The 19700-nt window shown below is 35.0% G+C and carries 16 protein-coding genes and 3 tRNA genes; 3 read left to right on the top strand and 16 right to left on the bottom strand.

All coding sequences use genetic code 11. The features are described from left to right. Positions 1-60 precede the first annotated feature (60 nt). From ABTV69_RS06575 to ABTV69_RS06560, 4 genes are all read right to left on the bottom strand, one after another. A complete protein-coding gene (locus ABTV69_RS06575) occupies positions 61-1029 on the bottom strand; it encodes a DUF6624 domain-containing protein (protein ID WP_433834834.1) in 969 nt (322 codons plus the stop codon). 78 nt (positions 1030-1107) lie between these two features. Further along, entirely contained in the window at positions 1108-2073 is a 966-nt protein-coding gene (locus tag ABTV69_RS06570) for a DUF6624 domain-containing protein (RefSeq protein WP_433834833.1), read from the bottom strand. Between the two features lie 20 nt (positions 2074-2093). Beyond that, entirely contained in the window at positions 2094-2522 is a 429-nt protein-coding gene (locus ABTV69_RS06565) for a hypothetical protein (protein WP_433834832.1), read from the bottom strand. A 442-nt stretch (positions 2523-2964) separates the two neighbouring features. Further along, on the bottom strand, positions 2965-4356 hold the full coding sequence (locus ABTV69_RS06560) for a dipeptidase (RefSeq protein ID WP_433834831.1): 1392 nt from the start codon (positions 4354-4356) through the stop codon (positions 2965-2967). A 110-nt stretch (positions 4357-4466) separates the two neighbouring features. Between ABTV69_RS06560 and ABTV69_RS06555 the strand changes: the two genes are divergently transcribed. Next, positions 4467-4551, top strand: a tRNA-Leu gene (locus ABTV69_RS06555). Positions 4552-4622: 71 nt separating this feature from the next. On the opposite strand, the gene ABTV69_RS06550 is transcribed toward ABTV69_RS06555, so the two are convergent. The 3 genes from ABTV69_RS06550 to ABTV69_RS06540 form a co-directional block, all read right to left on the bottom strand. Then, positions 4623-5564, bottom strand: coding sequence for an AlbA family DNA-binding domain-containing protein (locus ABTV69_RS06550; RefSeq protein WP_433834830.1), 942 nt, complete (start codon positions 5562-5564; stop codon positions 4623-4625). A gap of 152 nt (positions 5565-5716) precedes the next feature. Beyond that, positions 5717-6292 carry a DUF4468 domain-containing protein gene (locus ABTV69_RS06545; protein ID WP_433834829.1) on the bottom strand — a complete coding sequence of 192 codons (576 nt, stop codon included), beginning with the start codon at positions 6290-6292 and terminating at the stop codon, positions 5717-5719. A gap of 264 nt (positions 6293-6556) precedes the next feature. Further along, a complete protein-coding gene (locus tag ABTV69_RS06540) occupies positions 6557-6790 on the bottom strand; it encodes a hypothetical protein (RefSeq protein ID WP_433834828.1) in 234 nt (77 codons plus the stop codon). Between the two features lie 83 nt (positions 6791-6873). Here ABTV69_RS06540 and ABTV69_RS06535 point away from each other — a divergent pair, with 83 nt between their 5' ends. Continuing rightward, positions 6874-7104 (top strand): helix-turn-helix domain-containing protein, encoded by a 231-nt coding sequence (locus ABTV69_RS06535; protein ID WP_433834827.1) that lies wholly within the window; start codon positions 6874-6876, stop codon positions 7102-7104. Between the two features lie 317 nt (positions 7105-7421). Then, on the top strand, positions 7422-8000 hold the full coding sequence (locus ABTV69_RS06530) for a 3-keto-disaccharide hydrolase (RefSeq protein WP_433834826.1): 579 nt from the start codon (positions 7422-7424) through the stop codon (positions 7998-8000). A gap of 177 nt (positions 8001-8177) precedes the next feature. Here the strand turns inward: ABTV69_RS06530 and ABTV69_RS06525 are convergent, their stop codons facing one another. From ABTV69_RS06525 to ABTV69_RS06485, 9 genes are all read right to left on the bottom strand, one after another. Next, positions 8178-8843, bottom strand: coding sequence for an HAD family hydrolase (locus ABTV69_RS06525; RefSeq protein WP_433834825.1), 666 nt, complete (start codon positions 8841-8843; stop codon positions 8178-8180). A gap of 286 nt (positions 8844-9129) precedes the next feature. Next, positions 9130-10713 (bottom strand): MFS transporter, encoded by a 1584-nt coding sequence (locus ABTV69_RS06520; RefSeq protein ID WP_433834824.1) that lies wholly within the window; start codon positions 10711-10713, stop codon positions 9130-9132. A gap of 1 nt (position 10714) precedes the next feature. Then, positions 10715-11767: an HlyD family secretion protein gene (locus ABTV69_RS06515; RefSeq protein ID WP_433834823.1), complete on the bottom strand. Its 1053-nt coding sequence runs from the start codon at positions 11765-11767 to the stop codon at positions 10715-10717. Positions 11768-12448: 681 nt separating this feature from the next. Beyond that, entirely contained in the window at positions 12449-13741 is a 1293-nt protein-coding gene (locus ABTV69_RS06510; protein WP_433834822.1) for a TolC family protein, read from the bottom strand. 482 nt (positions 13742-14223) lie between these two features. Next, a complete protein-coding gene (locus ABTV69_RS06505; RefSeq protein ID WP_433834821.1) occupies positions 14224-15048 on the bottom strand; it encodes an AraC family transcriptional regulator in 825 nt (274 codons plus the stop codon). 333 nt (positions 15049-15381) lie between these two features. Then, positions 15382-15455: transfer RNA gene (locus ABTV69_RS06500), tRNA-Asp, on the bottom strand. 561 nt (positions 15456-16016) lie between these two features. Continuing rightward, a tRNA-Asp gene (locus ABTV69_RS06495) sits at positions 16017-16090 on the bottom strand. 86 nt (positions 16091-16176) lie between these two features. Further along, positions 16177-17103: a DUF58 domain-containing protein gene (locus tag ABTV69_RS06490; protein WP_433834820.1), complete on the bottom strand. Its 927-nt coding sequence runs from the start codon at positions 17101-17103 to the stop codon at positions 16177-16179. After that, on the bottom strand, positions 17100-19670 hold the full coding sequence (locus ABTV69_RS06485; protein ID WP_433834819.1) for a M1 family metallopeptidase: 2571 nt from the start codon (positions 19668-19670) through the stop codon (positions 17100-17102). The genes ABTV69_RS06490 and ABTV69_RS06485 overlap by 4 nt, the downstream gene beginning before the upstream one ends. Between the last annotated feature and the right edge of the window lie 30 nt (positions 19671-19700).

Raw genomic sequence — 19700 nt, 5'->3', positions numbered from 1 at the left:
CTGAGATTAATTTCCTTTTTCCTAAAAAAAATTTAAGCCTTCAAAATAAAATCAATGCGTTTACTTGGATTTCTTTTCTTTAATCATTCTTTCGAGTTCTGGCAGTTCTTTTTTATATTCTTCGACATTCCAGACAATATCCGCTTTTATGACAGAATCTGCCAGAGGTCCTAACCCTACTGCTGCTCTTCGCTTATCTACATTATCGGGATCTTCAAGAGGTGCCACAAAATTCTTTTTGGTCGAAGGATTTGTATAAACCTGACTTCCGTAAATCTGTTTACCGCCTTCTCTCAATGCCACACGATCTTCAAGATAAGCAAGATGACTTGGTTTTGCATTTCCCTTTTTTACGGCTTCTCGCATCATTGGTAAATACTTTTTCTGATATTTTAAATCGGCATGCTGAATTACCAAAAACAATGTTTGATTAGCCTGATAGCTCACTATACCAGTGCCAACCCAGCCTTTTTCATTCAAAATTTTCATTACTTTAACGAGATTGATACTGTCTTTATAGCCCATTAAATTATTAATACTGTCAAAAGCTTTACTTTCTCGTCCTTTCTCTTTATAAATCTTCATAAATTCATGGCGAATACCTTGGTCTTCTGCATAAATGGCTAAAAGCTCTTTATTAAGAGGCTTGTCATAATTTGCTTCAAGCACAATTATTTTTTTCTCTAAATGATCAATTGTTTTTTTCCACTCTTTTTCTGAATGAAGCCTTTTTAAATCACCATCAATTTGAATATGTGCAATGTTTTCATAACCATTCTCAATTGCCAGATTTAACCACTTAAAAGCTTTTTTATTTTCTTTTGCCATAGACGCAGCACAACCTGCATTGTACAAATCATCCACATCTTTCTGTTCGATTTTAAAGGCTTTTTCGTAATTCGCAACAGACAATGTATAATTTTCGGCACGATAACAAGAATCCGCTTTTTTAACCCATTCGTTATAGGTTTGCGCTTCCGCGAAAGCGACGTTGGCTACAATAAAAAAGAAAGCAAGTAATTTTTTCATGGTTATAATAGTTAGTGGTATTATTTAATAATATGTTCTGAGATTAATTTTCTATTTACATAAACTTGTTTCTTATTCTTACTTGGCTTTCTTTTGATTGCTAATTTTCTCCAGTTCTGGCAGTTCTTTTTTATATTCTTCGACATTCCAGACAATATTCCACTTTCTCACATAATCTGCAATTGGCCCTAATCCTACTTCAGCTCGCCTTTTATCTACATTATCTGGATCTTCAAGCGGTAAAACAAATGCTTTTGACCCGGGAATCATCGAGATCTGACTGCCGTAAATCTGTTTGCGATCTTCCCTTAAAGCTACTCGATCTTCGAGCAACGCCAGAGAACTGGCTTTTGCATTGCCTTTTTTAACCGCGTCTCTCATCATTGGCATATACTTTTGCTGATATTTTAAATCAGAATGCTGAATAACCAAAAACAAAGTCTGATTTGCCTGAGCGCCAACAACATCTTTTCCAACCCAACCTCTTTCGTCCAAAATTTTCATGACCTTAATAAGATTAAGACTGTCTTTTTCCAACATTATGTTTCCAACACTATCCACTTCTTTTGCTCCAGCACCTTTCTCTTTGTAAACCTTCATGTATTTATGTCGAACTTGTTGATCTTCTGTATAAATTGCCAAAAGTTCTGCTTGAAGAGGCTTATCATAGTTCACGCTCATACTATCCATTTTCTTCTGCAGCTTATCTATTGTCTTTTGCCATTCTTTTTTGCTTCTTAAAGATTCTAGATCTCTGTCGATTTTTATGTGAGCGATATTTTCAAATCCATTATCAATAGACAAATCAAGCCATTTAAAAGCTTTTTTGTCATCATGATTTTGAGCAGCCGAACAAGCGGCATTGTACAAATCTGAAGATACTTTATGCTCTATTTTAAATGCTTTCTCATAAAACCCCACAGATGCTTTGTAATTTTTTATATTATAACAAGAATCACCTTTTACAACATAACTTTTATACGTTTGAGACTGCATCAGACCAATATTTATAACAACAAAAAAGTAAGCAAGTAATTTCTTCATAGGTTTAATAGTTAGTGGTATTATTTAATAATATGTTCTGAGATTAGTTCTCCCTTATCGTACTTTTTGATGTTTTTCAATTTCCCGTTATCCGAATAAAACTTCCATTCTCCAAAATAAAACCAATGCGTTTCAACCAAATTCGTTTCTAATTTTGTTTTCCCTTTCGATTCTAATTTTCCGTTTTCGTAATAACTCTTTACAACACAAACTCCATTTTTGTACTTCTCGGTTTTATAGATTTTACCATTAATATACGATTTCCACTTTTTTACAGGAAGATCATTTTTATAATATTCATAAGATTTATAATTAATACCATCCTGAGTATAACTGTCCATCCAAACACCTTCTTTTTTCTTGTCAATCTTCTGATTAATTGGCGCGCTTTTACAGCTCAAAAGCAGTAATCCGCAAAAAAACAGTAAACTAAGGTTTCTCAAATTCATTTGCTCTACAATTATAGATTCGTTTCTACAAATGTAGAATTAAATTTTAAATATGCAAGAAAAAAGGTTCTTTTTTTGAGATATAAAGGCCCAGAGCAACAAAGTGACAAAGATTTTTCCTCGCTGAACCTCAATAAAAAGGTGTGAAACAAAAAAATCCGTTCATTTCTGAACGGATTTTATATTTGAAAAAACTTCGCGTCTTTGCGCCCGATAATTATCGGGATTGCGAGCAAAAAAAACTTAGCGCGCTTTACGTAAACCTTAGCATCTTAGCGGTAAAAATAACCGCAAGGGACGCAAGAATTTTTATCAAAGGTTACGTCTATAAACGCAAAGTTCGCAAAGCTTCATGGAGAAAACTTTGCGAACTTTTATAAATCTCGCCTTAAAAAATCTTAGCGTACTTTGCGTAATTCTTTGCGTTCTTTGCGGTTAAAAACTATTTAGAAGAAAGCTCAACAAAATACTTATAAAACAACGGAATAGTCTCAATACCTTTCAAGTAATTAAAGATTCCGAAATGCTCGTTTGGAGAGTGAATGGCATCACTATCCAATCCGAAGCCCATAAGAATGGTTTTGCTTTTTAATTCTTTTTCGAATAAAGCCACAATCGGAATACTTCCTCCTGAACGAACCGGAATTGCAGGAACTCCAAAAGTCTCAGTATACGCTTTGTTAGCAGCCTGGTACCCGATGCTGTCAATTGGCGTTACATAACCTTGACCACCGTGGTGAGGCGTTACTTTTACTGTAACTCCAGCTGGAGCAATGCTTGTAAAATGTTTTGTGAAAAGCTCTGTAATCTCTTCCCAATCCTGATTTGGAACCAAACGCATTGAGATTTTAGCGAAAGCTTTGCTAGCAATAACCGTTTTAGCACCTTCTCCTGTGTAACCTCCCCAGATTCCGTTAACGTCCAATGTCGGACGGATTGAATTTCTTTCGTTGGTTACATATCCTTTTTCACCGTAAACATCAGCAATATTTAAGGCGTTTTTATATTTTTCTAAGCTAAAAGGCGCTTTTGCCATTTCGGCTCTTTCTTCTGCAGATAATTCCTCAACTTTATCGTAGAATCCTGGAATGGTAATATGATTGTTTTCGTCGTGAAGAGAAGCAATCATTTTTGCCAAAATATTAATTGGGTTTGCCACAGCTCCACCGTATAAACCAGAATGCAAATCGCGGTTCGGCCCCGTAACTTCAACTTCAACATAACTCAAACCTCTTAAACCTGTCGTGATTGACGGCTGTTGGTTTGAAATCATTCCGGTATCTGAAATAAGGATAACATCGTTTTTCAGTTTTTCTTGATTGCGTTCTACGAACCAAGCCAAACTTGCAGAACCTACCTCTTCTTCTCCTTCAATCATGAATTTTACGTTACAAGGCAAAGTATTGCTTTGTACCATTAATTCTAGCGCTTTTACGTGCATGTACATCTGACCTTTGTCGTCGCACGCTCCACGCGCAAAAATTGCTCCTTCTGGGTGAATATCTGTAGTTTTAATAACCGGTTCAAATGGTGGTGAAGTCCATAATTCTAACGGATCTGGCGGTTGTACATCGTAGTGTCCGTAAACTAAAACCGTTGGAAGATTTGGGTCTATTATTTTTTCTCCGTAGATAATTGGGTAACCTGGAGTGTCGCAAGTTTCAACATAATCGCACCCTGCTTTTGATAAACTTTCCTTTACAGCCTCTGCTGTGTCAATAACATCTTGAGAATATGCAGTGTCGGCAGAAACCGACGGAATCTTTAATAATTCGATCAATTCATTGATAAACCGATCTTTATGTTGTTGAACGTAGGACTTAATATTTTCCATTTAAATAATTTTTATAGAAAACCAAAAGTACAAAAAAGAGAATTAAAAAAAATTTTCAAAAAATGCTTTGATAATTCAAAAGTATGCCTATCTTTGCACCCACAATTACCGCGGATATGGCGAAATTGGTAGACGTGCCAGACTTAGGATCTGGTGCCGCAAGGCGTGTAGGTTCGAGTCCTATTATCCGCACCAAAAAAAGCTTCTGAATATTTTTTCAGAAGCTTTTTTGTTTTTACACCTTTTTATTTAATTTCAATAATCTATTATTCAACACCTTGTATTCGATCTAATTCTTCAGTCAATAACATTCCATCTTTGAGTGTCGCTTCTGTTACTATTTTTTTTTCACTTGGACGGTATGTAAAAAATTTAAAATCAAAATCTACATCTCTACACCAAAAAGCAACAAAAATCAAATAATCCCTATTAAAATGCTGGATATCAAGCTTTATAGGTACACCAATAACTTGAACTAACACTTGTGGTATTTGATCGCTTAAACTAAATTTTTTTCCCAGAGGATCGTCAAAAACTAAAATTTTACGGTCTGAGTAAATATTCTGAACATTATAAACCTCAATAATGTATGATACTTTTTCAGCCGGGATAGAAGATTCATTTTTTATTGTTATTGTAACTGCATCTACATGACTTTTAATATCGCTAACTTTTATATCAGCATTTAAAGAAGGAACTCTTCTTTTGTTAAATAACGCCTGAACAATTCCATGAGGCGCAGGTTTCGCATCTCGTTCAAGTCTTAAATAATACTTTCCGTCTGAAGAACATTGATGTGGAGGATTTAAGCTTTGAGGAATGTCAATCAAAAAAACGTTTCCTCTTTCAGTTAAAAACTCTTCAATTTTCAAATCTGTTGGGGTAGGAACAATATTTGAAGCTATTTTTTGATATAACCAATCTTTATTTTTAAAATTCGAATAGATTAATTCGCCTTGACATACTTTAACAACATTCTTACCTATTGTATGTTTAGTTTCTCTAGGCGCACCAATAATCAACAAACCACCTTCGGTATTTAAAAATGCAGCTATTTCTTTAAAAACATCATTAATCTCAACTTCTCCACTTTTAAATTCAACAACGGAAGATTCTTCCTGCGGAGTTGAAAAATAATCTTTCACATCATCTAAAATAACTTCGTCTCTTTTTTTACGAAATATTTTTTCTATATAATTTGAATTCATATATAATCTAAAAATTAATATAATACCAATACTCTTATTCCAAGACTTCTATTCTTACCCAAAACCCCATTTTTAATTATACAAATCCAAAAAATCTTTCAAATTTTCTTCTCTGATTGTTTAGCTAAGCAAAAGATCTCATAATTTAATAGTTACCAATTATCATTTTTTTTAACTGTCGATTGAATGCTTAATAAAAGAGATTTATTTAATTCATTAAAATATGTTGGTACTTCTGGAATATATTTCCACAAACTCTTTAAACTTCCATCTTTTTTATAATATGTATCCAGTCCCTCTTTTGTGTTTGAATTAAAGATTACATTATTTGTCCAACCTCCTGCTGAATACTTATTTCCTGTGTAATAATTTTGCATACTGATTAAGTCAAATTTGTACTTGTTATCTTTTACAGAAATTTCGATTTGATATTTTGTTGGATAATATGTTTTTCCCAGCATAGGAATATGATTTGCAAATAAAGTTTCTGAACTTCCCTCAAACCTTATGTATTCATTTTCAATTGTAGACAGGATAACTTTATCAGGATTTTTATAAGTTATTTTTATCCACTCAATAACCTTTTTATAAATTTCTTGAGCACTTTTTCCTTCAACAGATGTGACTATATAATCATTCATACCTTTAGTATTATCAAATGTAAATTCAGATTCTTGAGCATTTGCAACTCCAGAAACAAACAATATTAAAAATAGGATTTTTTTCATTTTAGTTTTCAATTAATATTTATCAAATGTAAACAGTTAGATTCTAAGCCCCTTACGGTTTTCCGTAAACTTTTTTAAATGTGTTTGAAACAAAAATTACAAATACAAGTTTTGTAACAATCCACCTTGACGAAAGAAGATTCCAAGCATCACCAACAGGTTGTACACTATGAAAAAAATTGCGGAAATCACTCTGGAATTTTTTGTTGGTTTTGCTTTTGGTTTCTCCTTTCGTCGAGATGAACTTTTATAAATAGAATTTCTTTATTTAATATCTAAATAAGGATCTAAGACTTCTGCTAATCTATTTAGCCAATAAAAATTATCCCCAATATGATTCATTTCAGATTCTAAGGTTTCGCGCCCACGCATCGAGCTTAACGAAAGCGCATAATTGACTTCTCTTATGGCTTTCGCCATATCTTTTGCATCAATTACATCATTAAAAAAATCTTTTAGTCTGGTTTCAACTTCTTTCGAAAGATATTCTGTAATCATTATCTTATTTTTTGAGTCAAATATAATAATTATTGACCCATATTTGTGTCAAAACAAAAAATAATTGTTATGACTTTTGAAATATGAATATTTCAGAAGAAACTTTTATCAAAAATCTTGGCATTCACATTAGACAGCTACGTGAAAAGAAAGGCTTATCTCAGCAAGCATTAGCTGATGATTGTGATATTAAAAGAAATCAAATTGCCAGAATTGAAAGAGCTGAAATAAACACTTCCATAAAAAATCTAGTAAAAATCGCCAATGCTTTAGATGTCGAACCTAAAGAATTGCTTGATTTTCCTTTGAAATAAATTTCGGCTAAAGCCTATTTCTTTTCAAATCAAAAAACCTCCAGCTAAAGCAGGAGGCAATTTACACAGTTAATATTTAAACGTCTTGTTTGTCATTTCGAGGATACAGAATAGGAGATCTCCTTTCAATTTTCAAAACAAAAAAAGCAGAACAACGAATTTTTATTTTAACCGATATAATTATTTTTACTTTTTATAAATCGTCAATCAAACAAATCTATCGTTTCAAACTTATCGCTATGTTTCAAAAATCAGTTTTTGCAGTTCTTCTTGTTTTCATTTTAAATTCTTGCGTTGTGCAGCAAAAAAGCTTGGAAATGCAGGACTGGTATGCGTTTACCAAATCAAATACGACCAGACAAGAACCTTCAAAAGTTTATGAATTCACAGACGGGATGATTCGCATGCATAGCGAAGATTCTGGTTGTTTGATGACTAAAGAAAGTTATAAAAACTTTGAGCTGGAATTGGAGTACAGATGGAACATAGAGGAGAAATACAAAATGAAAGGGACAAAAAACAGCGGTGTAATGTACAATATTCCGTTAGACGCTTCAGACAAAATTTGGCCAAAAGGAATTCAGTTTCAGATCAAAGAAAAAACCACAGGTGATTTTATCTTTTTGGATCAAGTAACGGCAAAAGTAAACGGAAAACAGATAGAAGCTGGCGCGAGTGTGACTTCTCCTAAGTTTTTGGAAAATGAAAAACCGTATGGAGAATGGAATGTTGTTGTCATTAAATCATTGAACGGAAAAATTACGCAATACTTAAATGGAAAATTGGTAAACGAGTGCACAGAAGCTTCTTCAACCGAAGGAAAGATTTCTTTAAACTATGAGCGTTCACCAATTGATTTTAGAAACATTCAAATAAAAAGCATTTCTAAAGAGTAGGTTTTTAATACCTGAAAAACTCAATCTGTAATAGATCGACTTATTGAAACGGAGCTACTTGCGGAGATTTCTCCTTACGTCGAAATGACAAACTTTGTGGTTACTAAATAAAAAAAACTTTGTCAAAGTTTTAAACTTTGACAAAGGTCTCAACATATCGTTTTTGGAATTTGGGATTTATTTATTGGAATTTAATATCTCAATAATCTTCCCAACATTGACTTCGCTGTAATCATTAATATAAAAATCGCATGGTGGCAATTCTTCTTTTGTATGCGTGCTTAAAACACCAACGACTTTCATTCCGGCATTTAATCCTGCTGTAATACCCGAAAAAGAATCTTCGAAAACCACACAATCAGACGGAGAAACGCCAACACGCTCAGCCGATTTTAGATAGACTTCTGGATTTGGTTTATGAAACGTAACATCTTCGCTAGACATCATCGAATCCATTTTTTGGTCGAGTTTCAAGAAATTGGCAATCAAATCTAAATTCGCACGAGGCGCCGATGTTGCAACAGCAGTTTTGAATCCGCGAGATTTTAGCTCTTCTAAAAACTGCATATAATGCGGAATCGTTTCGACTTTGTCTTTGTAAATCTCACGAAACATTCCTTCTTTTTCGTCTTCCAATTTCGTCAATTCTTCTCCCGCAATTGGGCGTTTGAAGAAATGCGTCATGATATAACTGTTGTGTTTTCCGTACATATGTTCTTCAAATTCTTCATTGGTATACGGAATTTTATATTTATCGAAAAACTTTTCAAAAGCGACTACATGATGCGGATTGGTGTGGCAAATCACGCCGTCCATATCAAAAATTACACATTGCTGGCTCATAATTTTATTTTGTTTTTTAAACGGGTGCAAGATAAGGGTTTTTCCGCGGAGATGCACGGAGGTTTCCCGCAGAGATACGCTGAGTTTTTTTTAATCTCGCAGAGTCGCAAAGACGCAAAGTTTTTTTCTCTCGCAGATTTGGCAGATTGCGCAGATTTAATTTTTAAGATAGTTGGAATAAATAATCCGCTTAATCTGCCAAATCTGCGAGAGAAAAACCTTAAATCTTATAATCTTAACATTAAACCAAATCTTTGCGACTCTGCGACTTTGCGAGATTAATTCTCTAGCCGATCCAAATTTTACTTTTAACCAAAGTCATTGTCTGTCTCAAATGCTGATTACACGCAATTAGAACAATCAATACCACTAAACCGTAACCTACAATGGTATAAATTTCCATATCGGCCAATAAAGTCGATTGTTTGGCGATTGTGCCGAAAACCTTTTTCATAGCCAAAACATTCGCATTATCTGCCGAATACCCTTTGGCAATAAAACTTTGCGTTGTTGAAGCAATCGCGTTCTGCGCTTCAGGATTTTCGCCTGTTACAAATTGGCTTAGTTTCAAGAAATGTTTTTTATTCAAGAAAACCATCGCATTCTGCATCACGCAGAAACCAATAGTACTCCCCCAAAAACGTCCAGAAACTCCAACAATTCCCGAAGAAACCGCCATATTTGCCGGAACCGATGAGGTAGTAAATAAGATTAGCGGAACAAATAAAAACCCTACACCGATTCCTTGCAAAATATACGGAATGATAATATCACTCAATGCAATATCTGGCACAAAAAGAAACGTAAACCAGAAATGGAAAATAGCAATGAGCGTAAAACCAATCATGAAAATAATTTTAGTCGAAACAGATTTCATCAGGAAAAAAGCAGCCAAAACAAGTCCGATTACGTTTCCTAGTCCGTTTATGTACTGCACGCCCGCCACACGCGACGGATCCCAATTCCAGATGGAAAACATCGCCGAATGACAAAGACTCAACGTTGCTCTGCTGATATAGAAAAGGAAAAACAATAAAAATCCTATTCGCAGATTGGCGTATTTTATGACTTCAAAATTGAAACTTGGTCTTTTTACCAAACGTTCTTTAAAGATGAACAATCCGCCTGTAATAAGCGAAATCATCAGCATTAAAACCATTTCCGAAGACTGTAACCAATATTTTTTCTCCGCATACACAAAAAAGTAGGCACCGCAAAGAATCGATATTAAAACCAAAAAATAACTCATCCAGTCGATTTGATACAACGGAATCTTCTTCGTAATTCGGTGCCCTCTGAAAGTAACTAAGATTAAAAAGACGTTTAAAACCTGAAGTCCGCCCGAAACATACAACATGTATTTCCAGTCGTAATGATCAAGGAACCACACGGCAATATTCATAATAAACGGCGTAGACAACAACAGCGCGCCGTAGTAAAATGAAAATCCAATAATTATGGCATTTTTAGTATTGAACTGCTCAATAAGCAATTGTCTGATCGTAATTACAGGAAGCGCCATCAGGATTCCTTCGGCAACTCTCATCAATAAAAAAACCGAAAAATTGGTAATATAAGCCGATGAAACAATCGTGATTCCGATAAGGGAATAAACAGCCATCAGGTAATTTTTTGCAGGAAAAAAACTCGAAAATCGGCTTTCTATCAAAATGGTTGCCAGCAGCGTTCCGTACGTAACACACATTGCAAACTGCAAATCTTCGGGCTCAATGTCCAGAAAACTCGCCGCATACGTTACGTTTGACGTGTAAACTCCCAATAAAATCATAGAATGCAGCAAACAAACGAACAAAATAATAATGATCGCCCATTTTGGAACCCATGATTTAAATATACTTTTATCTTCCATTTTATTTGTGCGCAGCAACAACCGTAATGTTCATTCCTGCTCTTAAAAAATCGGTTTGTTTGTCTTGTTCTTTTAACTGAATTCTAACTGGAATTCTCTGTTCTATTTTCACGAAGTTTCCAGTTGCATTATCTGGAGGAAGCAACGAGAATCTCGCACCACTCGCAGGCGATAACGAAGCAATTGTTCCCACAAAAGTTTTATTATCTATAGCATCTGCTTTGATTTCTACTTCTTGCCCAACAGTTAAATATTGCAATTGCGTTTCTTTAAAGTTCGCTGTAATCCATTTTTCTTTACTTACGATAGAAAGCAAAGACTGCCCTTCTTTAACCATTTGCCCAGGCTGTAAAGTTCGTTTTCCAACCCAACCGTCATAAGGCGCTGTGATTATGGTGTACGAAAGAAACAATGCAGCATTATCTGCAACAGCTTGTTTGGATGCAATATTAGTCTGTGTAGTCGGAACATTCGCTTCGGCAACAGAAGTACTTAAAGAAGCCGAATGAATTCTGTTTTTCATTTCCGAAAAATGAGCTTGAGCCGATTCGTAATCTGCCTTAACTTTCTCTAATTGCTGAGAAGTTGCCGCTTCTTCGCTTACCAAAGCTTTATATCTTTCGTATTCTAATTTGGTTTTCCAAAGATTAGCTTTCGCCGCTTCTAATTGCGCTTCGTTAATTGCCGTTGCACTTGCTGTATTAACCGCATTTTTCTGAGCTACAACGCTATTTTGTTGCGCGTTTTGAACATCGGCAATAGCCACATTCAATTTCGATTTATATTCTCTGTTATCAATCACCACCAAAGTATCTCCTTTATGCACAAATTGGTTTTCGTCAAAACGAACTTCCTGTACATAACCCGTAATTCTCGACATAATTGGCGTAACGTATTGTTCTACCTGAGCGTCATTGGTCTCTTCGTGATTTCTATTAAACACATAAAACCAAATTCCCAAAATAACCCCGCTTACAACCAATGTGCAAGCAATAATTGTTATTAGTATATGAAACGTCTTATTTCTTTTAGTTTCATTTTTTATCTTAACCATCTTTTTATCTCTTTATCTTAGTTTTTTCTTAATTCTCCACCGGATCGGCGCTACAATCGTTTCTCTCTAATTCTCCACCGGATTAAAATCCGGCGCTACAATATGAAGCGTTCCTACGGAACTGAAAAGCATATTCTTTAATCTTTTCTCTCCCCAGATTGAAATCCGGCGCTACAATATGGGGCGTTCCTACGGAACTGAGAAACTTTGCTTTTAATCTTTTCTCTCCCCGGATTGAAATCCGGCGCTACAATATGGGGCGTTCCTACGGAACTGAGAAACTTTTGCTTTTAATCTTTTCTCTCCCCGGATTGAAATCCGGCGCTACAATATGGGGCGTTCCTACGGAACTGAAAAGCTATACTTTAAATCTTTTCTCTCCCCGGATTGAAATCCGGCGCTACAATATGGGGCGTTCCTACGGAACTGAGAAACTTTTGCTTTTAATCTTTTCTCTCCCCAGATTGAAATCCGGTGCTACAATACGGAGCGTTCCTACGGAACTGAGAAACTTTGCTTTTAATCTTTTCTCTCCCCGGATTGAAATCCGGCGCTACAATACGGAGCGTTCCTACGGAACTGAAAAGCTATACTTTAAATCTTTTCTCTTGCTTCTTGCTTCTTCAAATCTTGCCTCTTTCTTCTTTCCTCTAAGGCTTTAGCCTACTCTTTCAACACCATCTAACTCTCAGGCATAATCCCCGCCGTATGCATCATCTCATAATGTTTCAGAACAGCATCCAAATGTGTAGCAATTTTGTTGTATTTCGCTTGAAGCAAAGCATTATCCGCATCAACCATTTCGGTGATTAATACCAATTGATTTAAGTATTTCAGCTTTACGATTCGATAATTTTCTTCGGCTAAATCCAAAGCTTTATCCACTACGACAAACTTCTCAAGGATTTCCTGATACTGAGTATGCTCTTTGTACAACTGATCCTGAATTTCATCTTTCAAAATTTCATTCTGCATTTTCTGCGCATCGATTTTAGTATTGGCTTTTGCCACTTTCGTTTTGTTTTTATACAAAGCCGAAAGATCAAAACGCGCCTCGATTCCCACCTGACCTAAAGTGTACAAATACGGATTTGGCGGAAAGAATTTGTAGTTTGGGTAATAAAAACCATAATTCCCAAAGAAATCTACCGTTGGCAGATAATTTCCTTTTACCAATTTCAATTCGGTTTTGCTGATGTCTAATTCCTGACTCGCCATTCGCATTTCTTCATTCTGCATGGCTTTGCTTAAGTAGAAATCATACGGATCTACGCCGTTCATTTCGTCCAAACTAGCAGTCGTGTCGATAGCAATTTCTTCCTCTTCCGGAATCTGAATCAACGTCTTCAGATCGTGAAGTGCGATTTTAATGTTTTTGGAGTTTGTTAGCGCATTCAATTCACGATCTGAGAGTTGTAATTCGGCACGTATAACCTCATTTTTGGTTACCGTTCCGTGTTTTTGAAGCGATTGCACTTCTTTTAATCGGTTTTTTTCTTCTTTGATGTTTTCTTCAAATATCTTTTGAAGTTCCATCATTTTGTAAATCGCCAGATAGTTCGCCACAACTTGCAGCTCGATATCATTTTCTGTTTTTTCCGATTTTATTTTTGCAATTTCGTTTTCCTGATTCGCAATTTTAATCGCGTTGTTAATCTTGTTTCCAACGTAAATTGGCATTTTAAAAGTTGAATTAACCTCGTAGATTTCAGGAATCGCAGGTGTAACTTCTTTATCTTTTAAGAAACCGCTTCCTTTAAATTCTGTAATGTTGGTAATTCTGGAGTACATTCCGTTTAGTTGTACATCCGGTAATCTAAGCTCTTTTCTTTCTTTGATGTTTTGCTCAGCGAGCGTAATCTCCAGTTGAGATTTAAGGACTTTTTTGTTGTTTTCCTTCGCCAGTTTCATCGCTTCTTGTAAAGAAACCGTATGAACTTCCTGAGCTTGTAAACTATTGAATACTAATACCATTAGTAAAATCAATAAGCTTCTGGGAAAACAATCTTCTTTAGAGTTTGTTTTTGTAAGGAACATGTATATTTAAATGATTTATGCTGCAAAGTTCCTTCATTTTTTCCTTGGCGGAAGATTATAAAAAGTCAATAACATATTCATTTCGGACAAATGTTAAAATTCAATTATTCGAAAACGTTATATTAAAATACTGAAAAACAAATAATTATAACCTAATATTGTTTCACGCAGATTCGCACAGATTTTAACAGAGGACACAGATTTTTCTTTTTCTCTCACAGATTTGGCAGATTAAGCAGATAAAATTTTAAAATAATCTGCAAAATCAACTTAAATCTTTTTAAATCTGCGTGAAATAATTTACCGCATTCAAAAAAATCCCCTAAATCTGCGGAATCTGCGAGAGAAAATTTTAAGTGAAACGATAAGAAAATCTGTCTCAATCAGCTTAAATCTGTAAAATCTGCGTGAAACAAAAACTATTTACCGCGCTCTAAAATTTCCTCTCCATTTAAGTAATCAGAAGGTCTTTGGCCTAAAATCTTGAAGAAAGTATTGCTGAAAGTCGGAACACTATTGTAGCCAACTTCTAGAGCTACCTCTTTTACAGATAGTTTTCTTTCTAGTAAAAGCTCGATTGCTTTTAAAATTCTTCGAATGGTATAATATTGAATAAAAGACATTTTGAGATCTTTCTGAAATAAGCGATATAAAGAGCGTTCGCTAAAGCCAAATTCATGCGCCACATCGGCAAACAGAATTGTTTCTCCAAGATTATTTTCAATATGTCGAAGAATTTTTCCTAGTCGCTTATCTTTAGGCTGTGGCAATTCTAAAGGCAGATTATTAGTGCATATTTGAGGAAGAATCGCTTTTATGGCTTTTGCTATCACGAAATTTGGCGAACCTTTCTTCAAATCACCATTCCACTGATTGGTAAACATCATCATTTGAAGCAGTAAATTGTTTACAGGATAAATGCCCTCGCTTTTGTAGAATTCATCTTCGTCTTTTTCAACCGGAAAATAGAGATTTCGCATCATCACATGTTCCGACTTCGGCTCAATACTATGTTCTAATCCGGCAGGAATCCAAATAAAATGTCTTGCAGGCAAAAAGTACGATTTCGTTTCAGTAGTCACAAAAACCACATCGCCTTCTGCGTAGAGCATTTGCGCTTTGTTGTGTTTGTGCGTTGGAACAAGCAATTCGCCCATTATATCGTGGTGACAGTAAATGCTTTTTTTATCAGCATCTACTTTTGTGAGATAATATTTGTCTACTTTGAATGTTCCTTGTTCCATGGTATAAAGATAGGGGAAATTTTAACCGCAAAGTGCGCAAGGTTTTTTCTTAGGATTACGATTATAAACGCAAAGTTCGCAAAGCTTTATCGTATAGCTTTGCTTTTTAAAAAATTTAACCGCAAAGTGCGCAAGTTTTTTTTTTCTTGGATTACGCTTATAAAAGCAAAGTTCGCAAACCTATATGAATAAACCTTTGCGAACTTTTATAAATCTTGCTAAAAAAACCTTGCGTACTTTGCGTAAAATCTTAGCGCTCTTAGCGGTTAAACCCCACAAAATATATAAAAACAAAAAAGCTTCTCATAAAGAGAAGCTTTTTACAAACTTAGGCGGTCTGGACGGGACTCGAACCCGCGACCCCATGCGTGACAGGCATGTATTCTAACCAACTGAACTACCAAACCCTGCGTTATTGTGGGTGCAAAAATACAACAGAATTTCGTTTCTGCAAGCATTTTTATAAATAAAATTTTGAGAATTTTTTAATTGATTAAATTCCAATATTTTAAAAATTTAAGCATTAATCAAAAAGCAGGAAATTTCTTTTACTTAACCGCAAAGAACGCAAGGTTAAAAGCGCAAAGTCCGCAAAGATTAATAAAAAAATTTGCTCCCGATGGCTCACGGATTGCGTAAATCTTTGTCGAGCTTCTAGTGTGATTTCTCCTTTCAGTCGAAATGACAAACTGTACGTAAATTGGAATTTATTAAAAAAAATCCGCAAAGCTTAAAAAAAAACTTTGCGGACTTTGCGTAAATCTTCGCGTGCTTTGCGGTTAAATAATTTACAAAACCAAATGGTCTTAAATCAAAAAAGCCATCCACAAAAGTGGAAAGCTTTTCATTGGTCTAACTACTAAACCAGCTACGAGTTACAAAGTCGTAGCAAAACAACACAACTAATCTTAGATACCGTTTTTGGGCAAAAAAGCCTTTCCATGAAGGAAAGGCTTCTCCCAATATTGCGGTCTGGACGGGACTCGAACCCGCGACCCCATGCGTGACAGGCATGTATTCTAACCAACTGAACTACCAAACCTCTGCGTTATTGCGGTTGCAAAGATATAACAGAATTTCATTTCTGCAAGCGTTTTTATAAAAAAAATTAAAAAAATCTTTAAAATATTATCCAAAGTTTTGTTTTTCAACCAAATAAGTAGTTAATATTTTTTCAAAATTATCGCCCACATTTACCGGAACGTACTTAATTTGGTTCTTTGCACAGGTTAAGGCCAAGTTTTTAAAATAGGCTTCTACCCTTTTTTCATATTCTTCTTTTACATTGTCGGCAAAAATAGAAACCTCTTCTCCCGATTCTAAATCAATGAACTTTCTTGGCGCGTTATCAAAATCAAACTTCAATTCGGTTTGATTATCAACTACATGAAACAAAACTACTTTGTGTTTATTGTGTTTTAAATGTTGTAAAGCATTAAATAATTTTTCATCATCTTGCGTTTGGAACATATCTGTAAACAAAATAATCATCGAACGGCGGTGCATTTTCTCTGCGATTTGATGCAGATACGTAATCGTATCGGTGGTTTTCTTTGCTTTTGGCTCTTCAAGGAGCTGTTCCAATTTATTCAACAGCATTCTGTGATGGCGATCGCTTCCCTTTTCGGGAGCATAATATTCGTAATGATCCGAGAAAACACTTAAACCAACGGCATCACGTTGCTTCTTTAAGATATTCATCAAAACTGCAGACGCCAAAACCGCAAAACCAATCTTCTTTTCATAAAAAGGCTGATTCGACTTTAGTTCCGGATAATGCATGGATGACGAATTGTCTACAATCAAATGACAGCGTAAATTCGTTTCTTCCTCAAAACGTTTTGTGTACAAACGATCTGTTTTAGCAAATAATTTCCAGTCGATATGTTTGGTGCTTTCGCCTGCGTTATAGACTTTATGCTCGGCAAACTCTGCCGAAAATCCATGAAACGGACTCTTGTGCATTCCAGATATAAAACCTTCCACAACCTGATTTGCCAGCATTTCCAGATGCTGAAAACTCGAGACTTTCTCTATTTCCGATTCAATTTTCATTCGGTTTCTTTTTTACTATTTTGTGCTTTATAAAGCAAATCTGTCGCCATAAACAATTTACGCTTCAAGATCGGACTAAAATTAGGGTTTTCTTTTAAAAAACGCTGTACTTCATCAAAAGCATATTTTGAAGAATACTTCCCAATGGTATTATCCAACCAATCTTTCGGAAAGAAAATATCTCCCGTGCGTTGGATTTCATCTACCAAATCTAGTGAAAATCTAATATATTTCTGTGCACTTTCCTGACGAAGCGGATGATTTACATTGGCCAATCCAACCGAAACCCAAGATTCTTTCTCTCGATTGGCATCATCTTTCAGAGATTCTATAAAAGCATTTCGAACTGATACGTCTTTTGATAAAGAGGGAAGCAAAAATTCAAATCGTTTCTTTTTGTCTGGATTTGAAATTGAATTTCTAGTTGTTTCCAAAATTTCATCGGCTTTTGGATGTTTGAAAATAGCCAAATTCATTGCCATATTGGTGTAATCGTCTTCATTTAATTTTAGACCAGAAATTGAAATTTCTCTATTCCAAATCTTATACAAACTTGCTTTTGCCGAATCGGAATAAGCAACCGAACTAAATAAACCAAACAATGTCTTTTTTATATTAGAAGACAGATTAGCTTGCAAACGATCATATAAAATAGCTATCAGTTGTTTTTGTACTTTACTTTGTTGTTTCTCTTTGAAAAATCTCCAATAAATCGTATTCAGATTATTAGAAGCAATTCGTAAAACCAATTCATTTTCTTCCGACTGAATTCCCTTTAAAAAACAGTCAAAAGCTTGATTTGGAGCAATATTTCCAATCAAAGTATTTTCGTAAAGATTACTATAAGCCGAAGCTCTAGCCACCTCATCTTTTAAACTTGCGATATAATTTAATTTATTCCCGTCAAGCGGAAAAACACCGTATCCAAAACCGTTATAATTGTAAATAATAGCGAGCGGTTTTTCAAGTCCGATGATTTCTTTGAAAACCAGACTTTTATCTGTAATATTTGCCGTCAGCACTTTTACATCATTGGCATAAACTAAACCAATTTGAAAAATTTGAGGCCAAACATTATTGGATTTATCTTCGGCTTTCTGAAAAATTTCAAACTTCTTGATTTTGTTTTGAGCGTCGTACTCAATTTTATCTGAAAAAATAGCTCTTCCTGATTTGTTTACCCAAACTTCGCTCCATTTCTTCATATCCAAAGGGGTTTCGGCATCAAGTAATTCTACCAAATTATTCCAGTCCGCATTGTCGTTTGCATATTTCTCAATGTATTTTTGGATTCCTTTCTGGAAAGCTTCTTTGCCCATTGAAGCTTCTAATTGGCGCATCATAATGGGAGCTTTGTTGTAAATCATAGCACCGTAAAGCGAACCAGCATCTTTCAAATTAGCCAAATGCTGTCTTATCGGATGTGTTCCCAAAGATCGATCCTCCGCGTAAGCGCTAGGATAATGCGCGGTAAAAAATTGCAGATTATGATTGACTTTCGGGAAAATCGGATTCATGATTTTGTCCGCCATGAAGTTGGCGAAAACCTCTTTCATCCAAACATCATCAAACCATTTCATAGTTACTAAATCTCCAAACCACATGTGTGAGGTTTCGTGAGCAATGAGTTTTGCGCGGTTTAATTTTTCGCTGTCGGTTGCGCTGTTGTCCAAAAACAAAGTCGATTCTCGGTACTGAATGGCACCAACATGTTCCATTCCGCCATATTGAAAAACAGGAATCGAAGCGAAATCTAACTTCTGAAAAGGAAATTTATAATTGGTATATTTTTCTAAAAAATCTATAGATTGCTGATGCAAATTGAAAATAGTATCGACACTTGCTTTAATTTTATCAGCACTATTTTCGCGATACAGCATTGTCATTTCTAGATTGCCTGGCTTCTGCGTTACGCTGTTAAATTTTCCTGAAACAAATGAAAACAAATAAGTGCTCATTTTGTCAGATTCTCCAAAAGTGTACGATGTAAAATCTCCTTTTTCAACTTTCTCTTTCACATCGGCTCCAGCCAAAACTTTCCAATCTTTTGGTACAGAAAGACTCAATTTATAAGTCGCTTTTATATCGGGCTGATCGAAACATGGAAATAAAGTACTTGCACGATCTGGAACTAATAAAGTGTAAAGAAAGTCTTCGTTTCTATTTAGAGATAAATTCCCTGCAATGAATGCAATCGAAATGGTATTTTTTCCTGAAATCAAACTTTCAACAGGAATTATAATATGCCCTTTTTCATGAACGATAGCAATCGTTTTTCCGTTTGCCGAAACTGATTTTATATTTTCTGATTTCTCTTTAAAATCTACAATAAGAGGCTTGCTTAAATCAGATAAATTAAGATTTATAGTTAAACTCGAATTGATATTTTCACTTTTCTGATTCGGGATTTCAAATGATAAATTGTACTGAACATCCGAAATCTGCTTTTTACGAAAGTTTGCCAATTGTTCTGAAACACCACTTTCAATTAAGTTGCTTTCTTTTGACTGAGAAAAACCACTGGAAATCAATAGAACAAAACAAAGAAGGCTGTAGAAAATTTTCATTTTTAAGGAATATAAGATTGGATAAAAATA

Origin of the sequence: Flavobacterium anhuiense, assembly GCF_050990855.1 — a bacterium.
Classification (GTDB): domain Bacteria; phylum Bacteroidota; class Bacteroidia; order Flavobacteriales; family Flavobacteriaceae; genus Flavobacterium; species Flavobacterium anhuiense_C.
Note: the sequence above shows the minus strand (reverse complement) of the source record. Positions and strands in the feature narration are given on the sequence as shown.

What these genes read in the sequence shown, in the direction of transcription:
- ABTV69_RS06485 (WP_433834819.1), bottom strand. Translation starts at nt 19,670, where the DNA reads ATGAAAATTTTCTACAGCCTTCTTTGTTTTGTTCTATTGATTTCCAGT.
- ABTV69_RS06520 (WP_433834824.1), bottom strand. Translation starts at nt 10,713, where the DNA reads ATGGAAGATAAAAGTATATTTAAATCATGGGTTCCAAAATGGGCGATC.
- ABTV69_RS06560 (WP_433834831.1), bottom strand. Translation starts at nt 4,356, where the DNA reads ATGGAAAATATTAAGTCCTACGTTCAACAACATAAAGATCGGTTTATC.
- ABTV69_RS06570 (WP_433834833.1), bottom strand. Translation starts at nt 2,073, where the DNA reads ATGAAGAAATTACTTGCTTACTTTTTTGTTGTTATAAATATTGGTCTG.
- ABTV69_RS06525 (WP_433834825.1), bottom strand. Translation starts at nt 8,843, where the DNA reads ATGAGCCAGCAATGTGTAATTTTTGATATGGACGGCGTGATTTGCCAC.
- ABTV69_RS06575 (WP_433834834.1), bottom strand. Translation starts at nt 1,029, where the DNA reads ATGAAAAAATTACTTGCTTTCTTTTTTATTGTAGCCAACGTCGCTTTC.
- ABTV69_RS06540 (WP_433834828.1), bottom strand. Translation starts at nt 6,790, where the DNA reads ATGATTACAGAATATCTTTCGAAAGAAGTTGAAACCAGACTAAAAGAT.
- ABTV69_RS06505 (WP_433834821.1), bottom strand. Translation starts at nt 15,048, where the DNA reads ATGGAACAAGGAACATTCAAAGTAGACAAATATTATCTCACAAAAGTA.
- ABTV69_RS06490 (WP_433834820.1), bottom strand. Translation starts at nt 17,103, where the DNA reads ATGAAAATTGAATCGGAAATAGAGAAAGTCTCGAGTTTTCAGCATCTG.
- ABTV69_RS06530 (WP_433834826.1), top strand. Translation starts at nt 7,422, where the DNA reads ATGCAGGACTGGTATGCGTTTACCAAATCAAATACGACCAGACAAGAA.
- ABTV69_RS06510 (WP_433834822.1), bottom strand. Translation starts at nt 13,741, where the DNA reads ATGGTATTAGTATTCAATAGTTTACAAGCTCAGGAAGTTCATACGGTT.
- ABTV69_RS06565 (WP_433834832.1), bottom strand. Translation starts at nt 2,522, where the DNA reads ATGAATTTGAGAAACCTTAGTTTACTGTTTTTTTGCGGATTACTGCTT.
- ABTV69_RS06535 (WP_433834827.1), top strand. Translation starts at nt 6,874, where the DNA reads ATGAATATTTCAGAAGAAACTTTTATCAAAAATCTTGGCATTCACATT.
- ABTV69_RS06545 (WP_433834829.1), bottom strand. Translation starts at nt 6,292, where the DNA reads ATGAAAAAAATCCTATTTTTAATATTGTTTGTTTCTGGAGTTGCAAAT.
- ABTV69_RS06550 (WP_433834830.1), bottom strand. Translation starts at nt 5,564, where the DNA reads ATGAATTCAAATTATATAGAAAAAATATTTCGTAAAAAAAGAGACGAA.
- ABTV69_RS06515 (WP_433834823.1), bottom strand. Translation starts at nt 11,767, where the DNA reads ATGGTTAAGATAAAAAATGAAACTAAAAGAAATAAGACGTTTCATATA.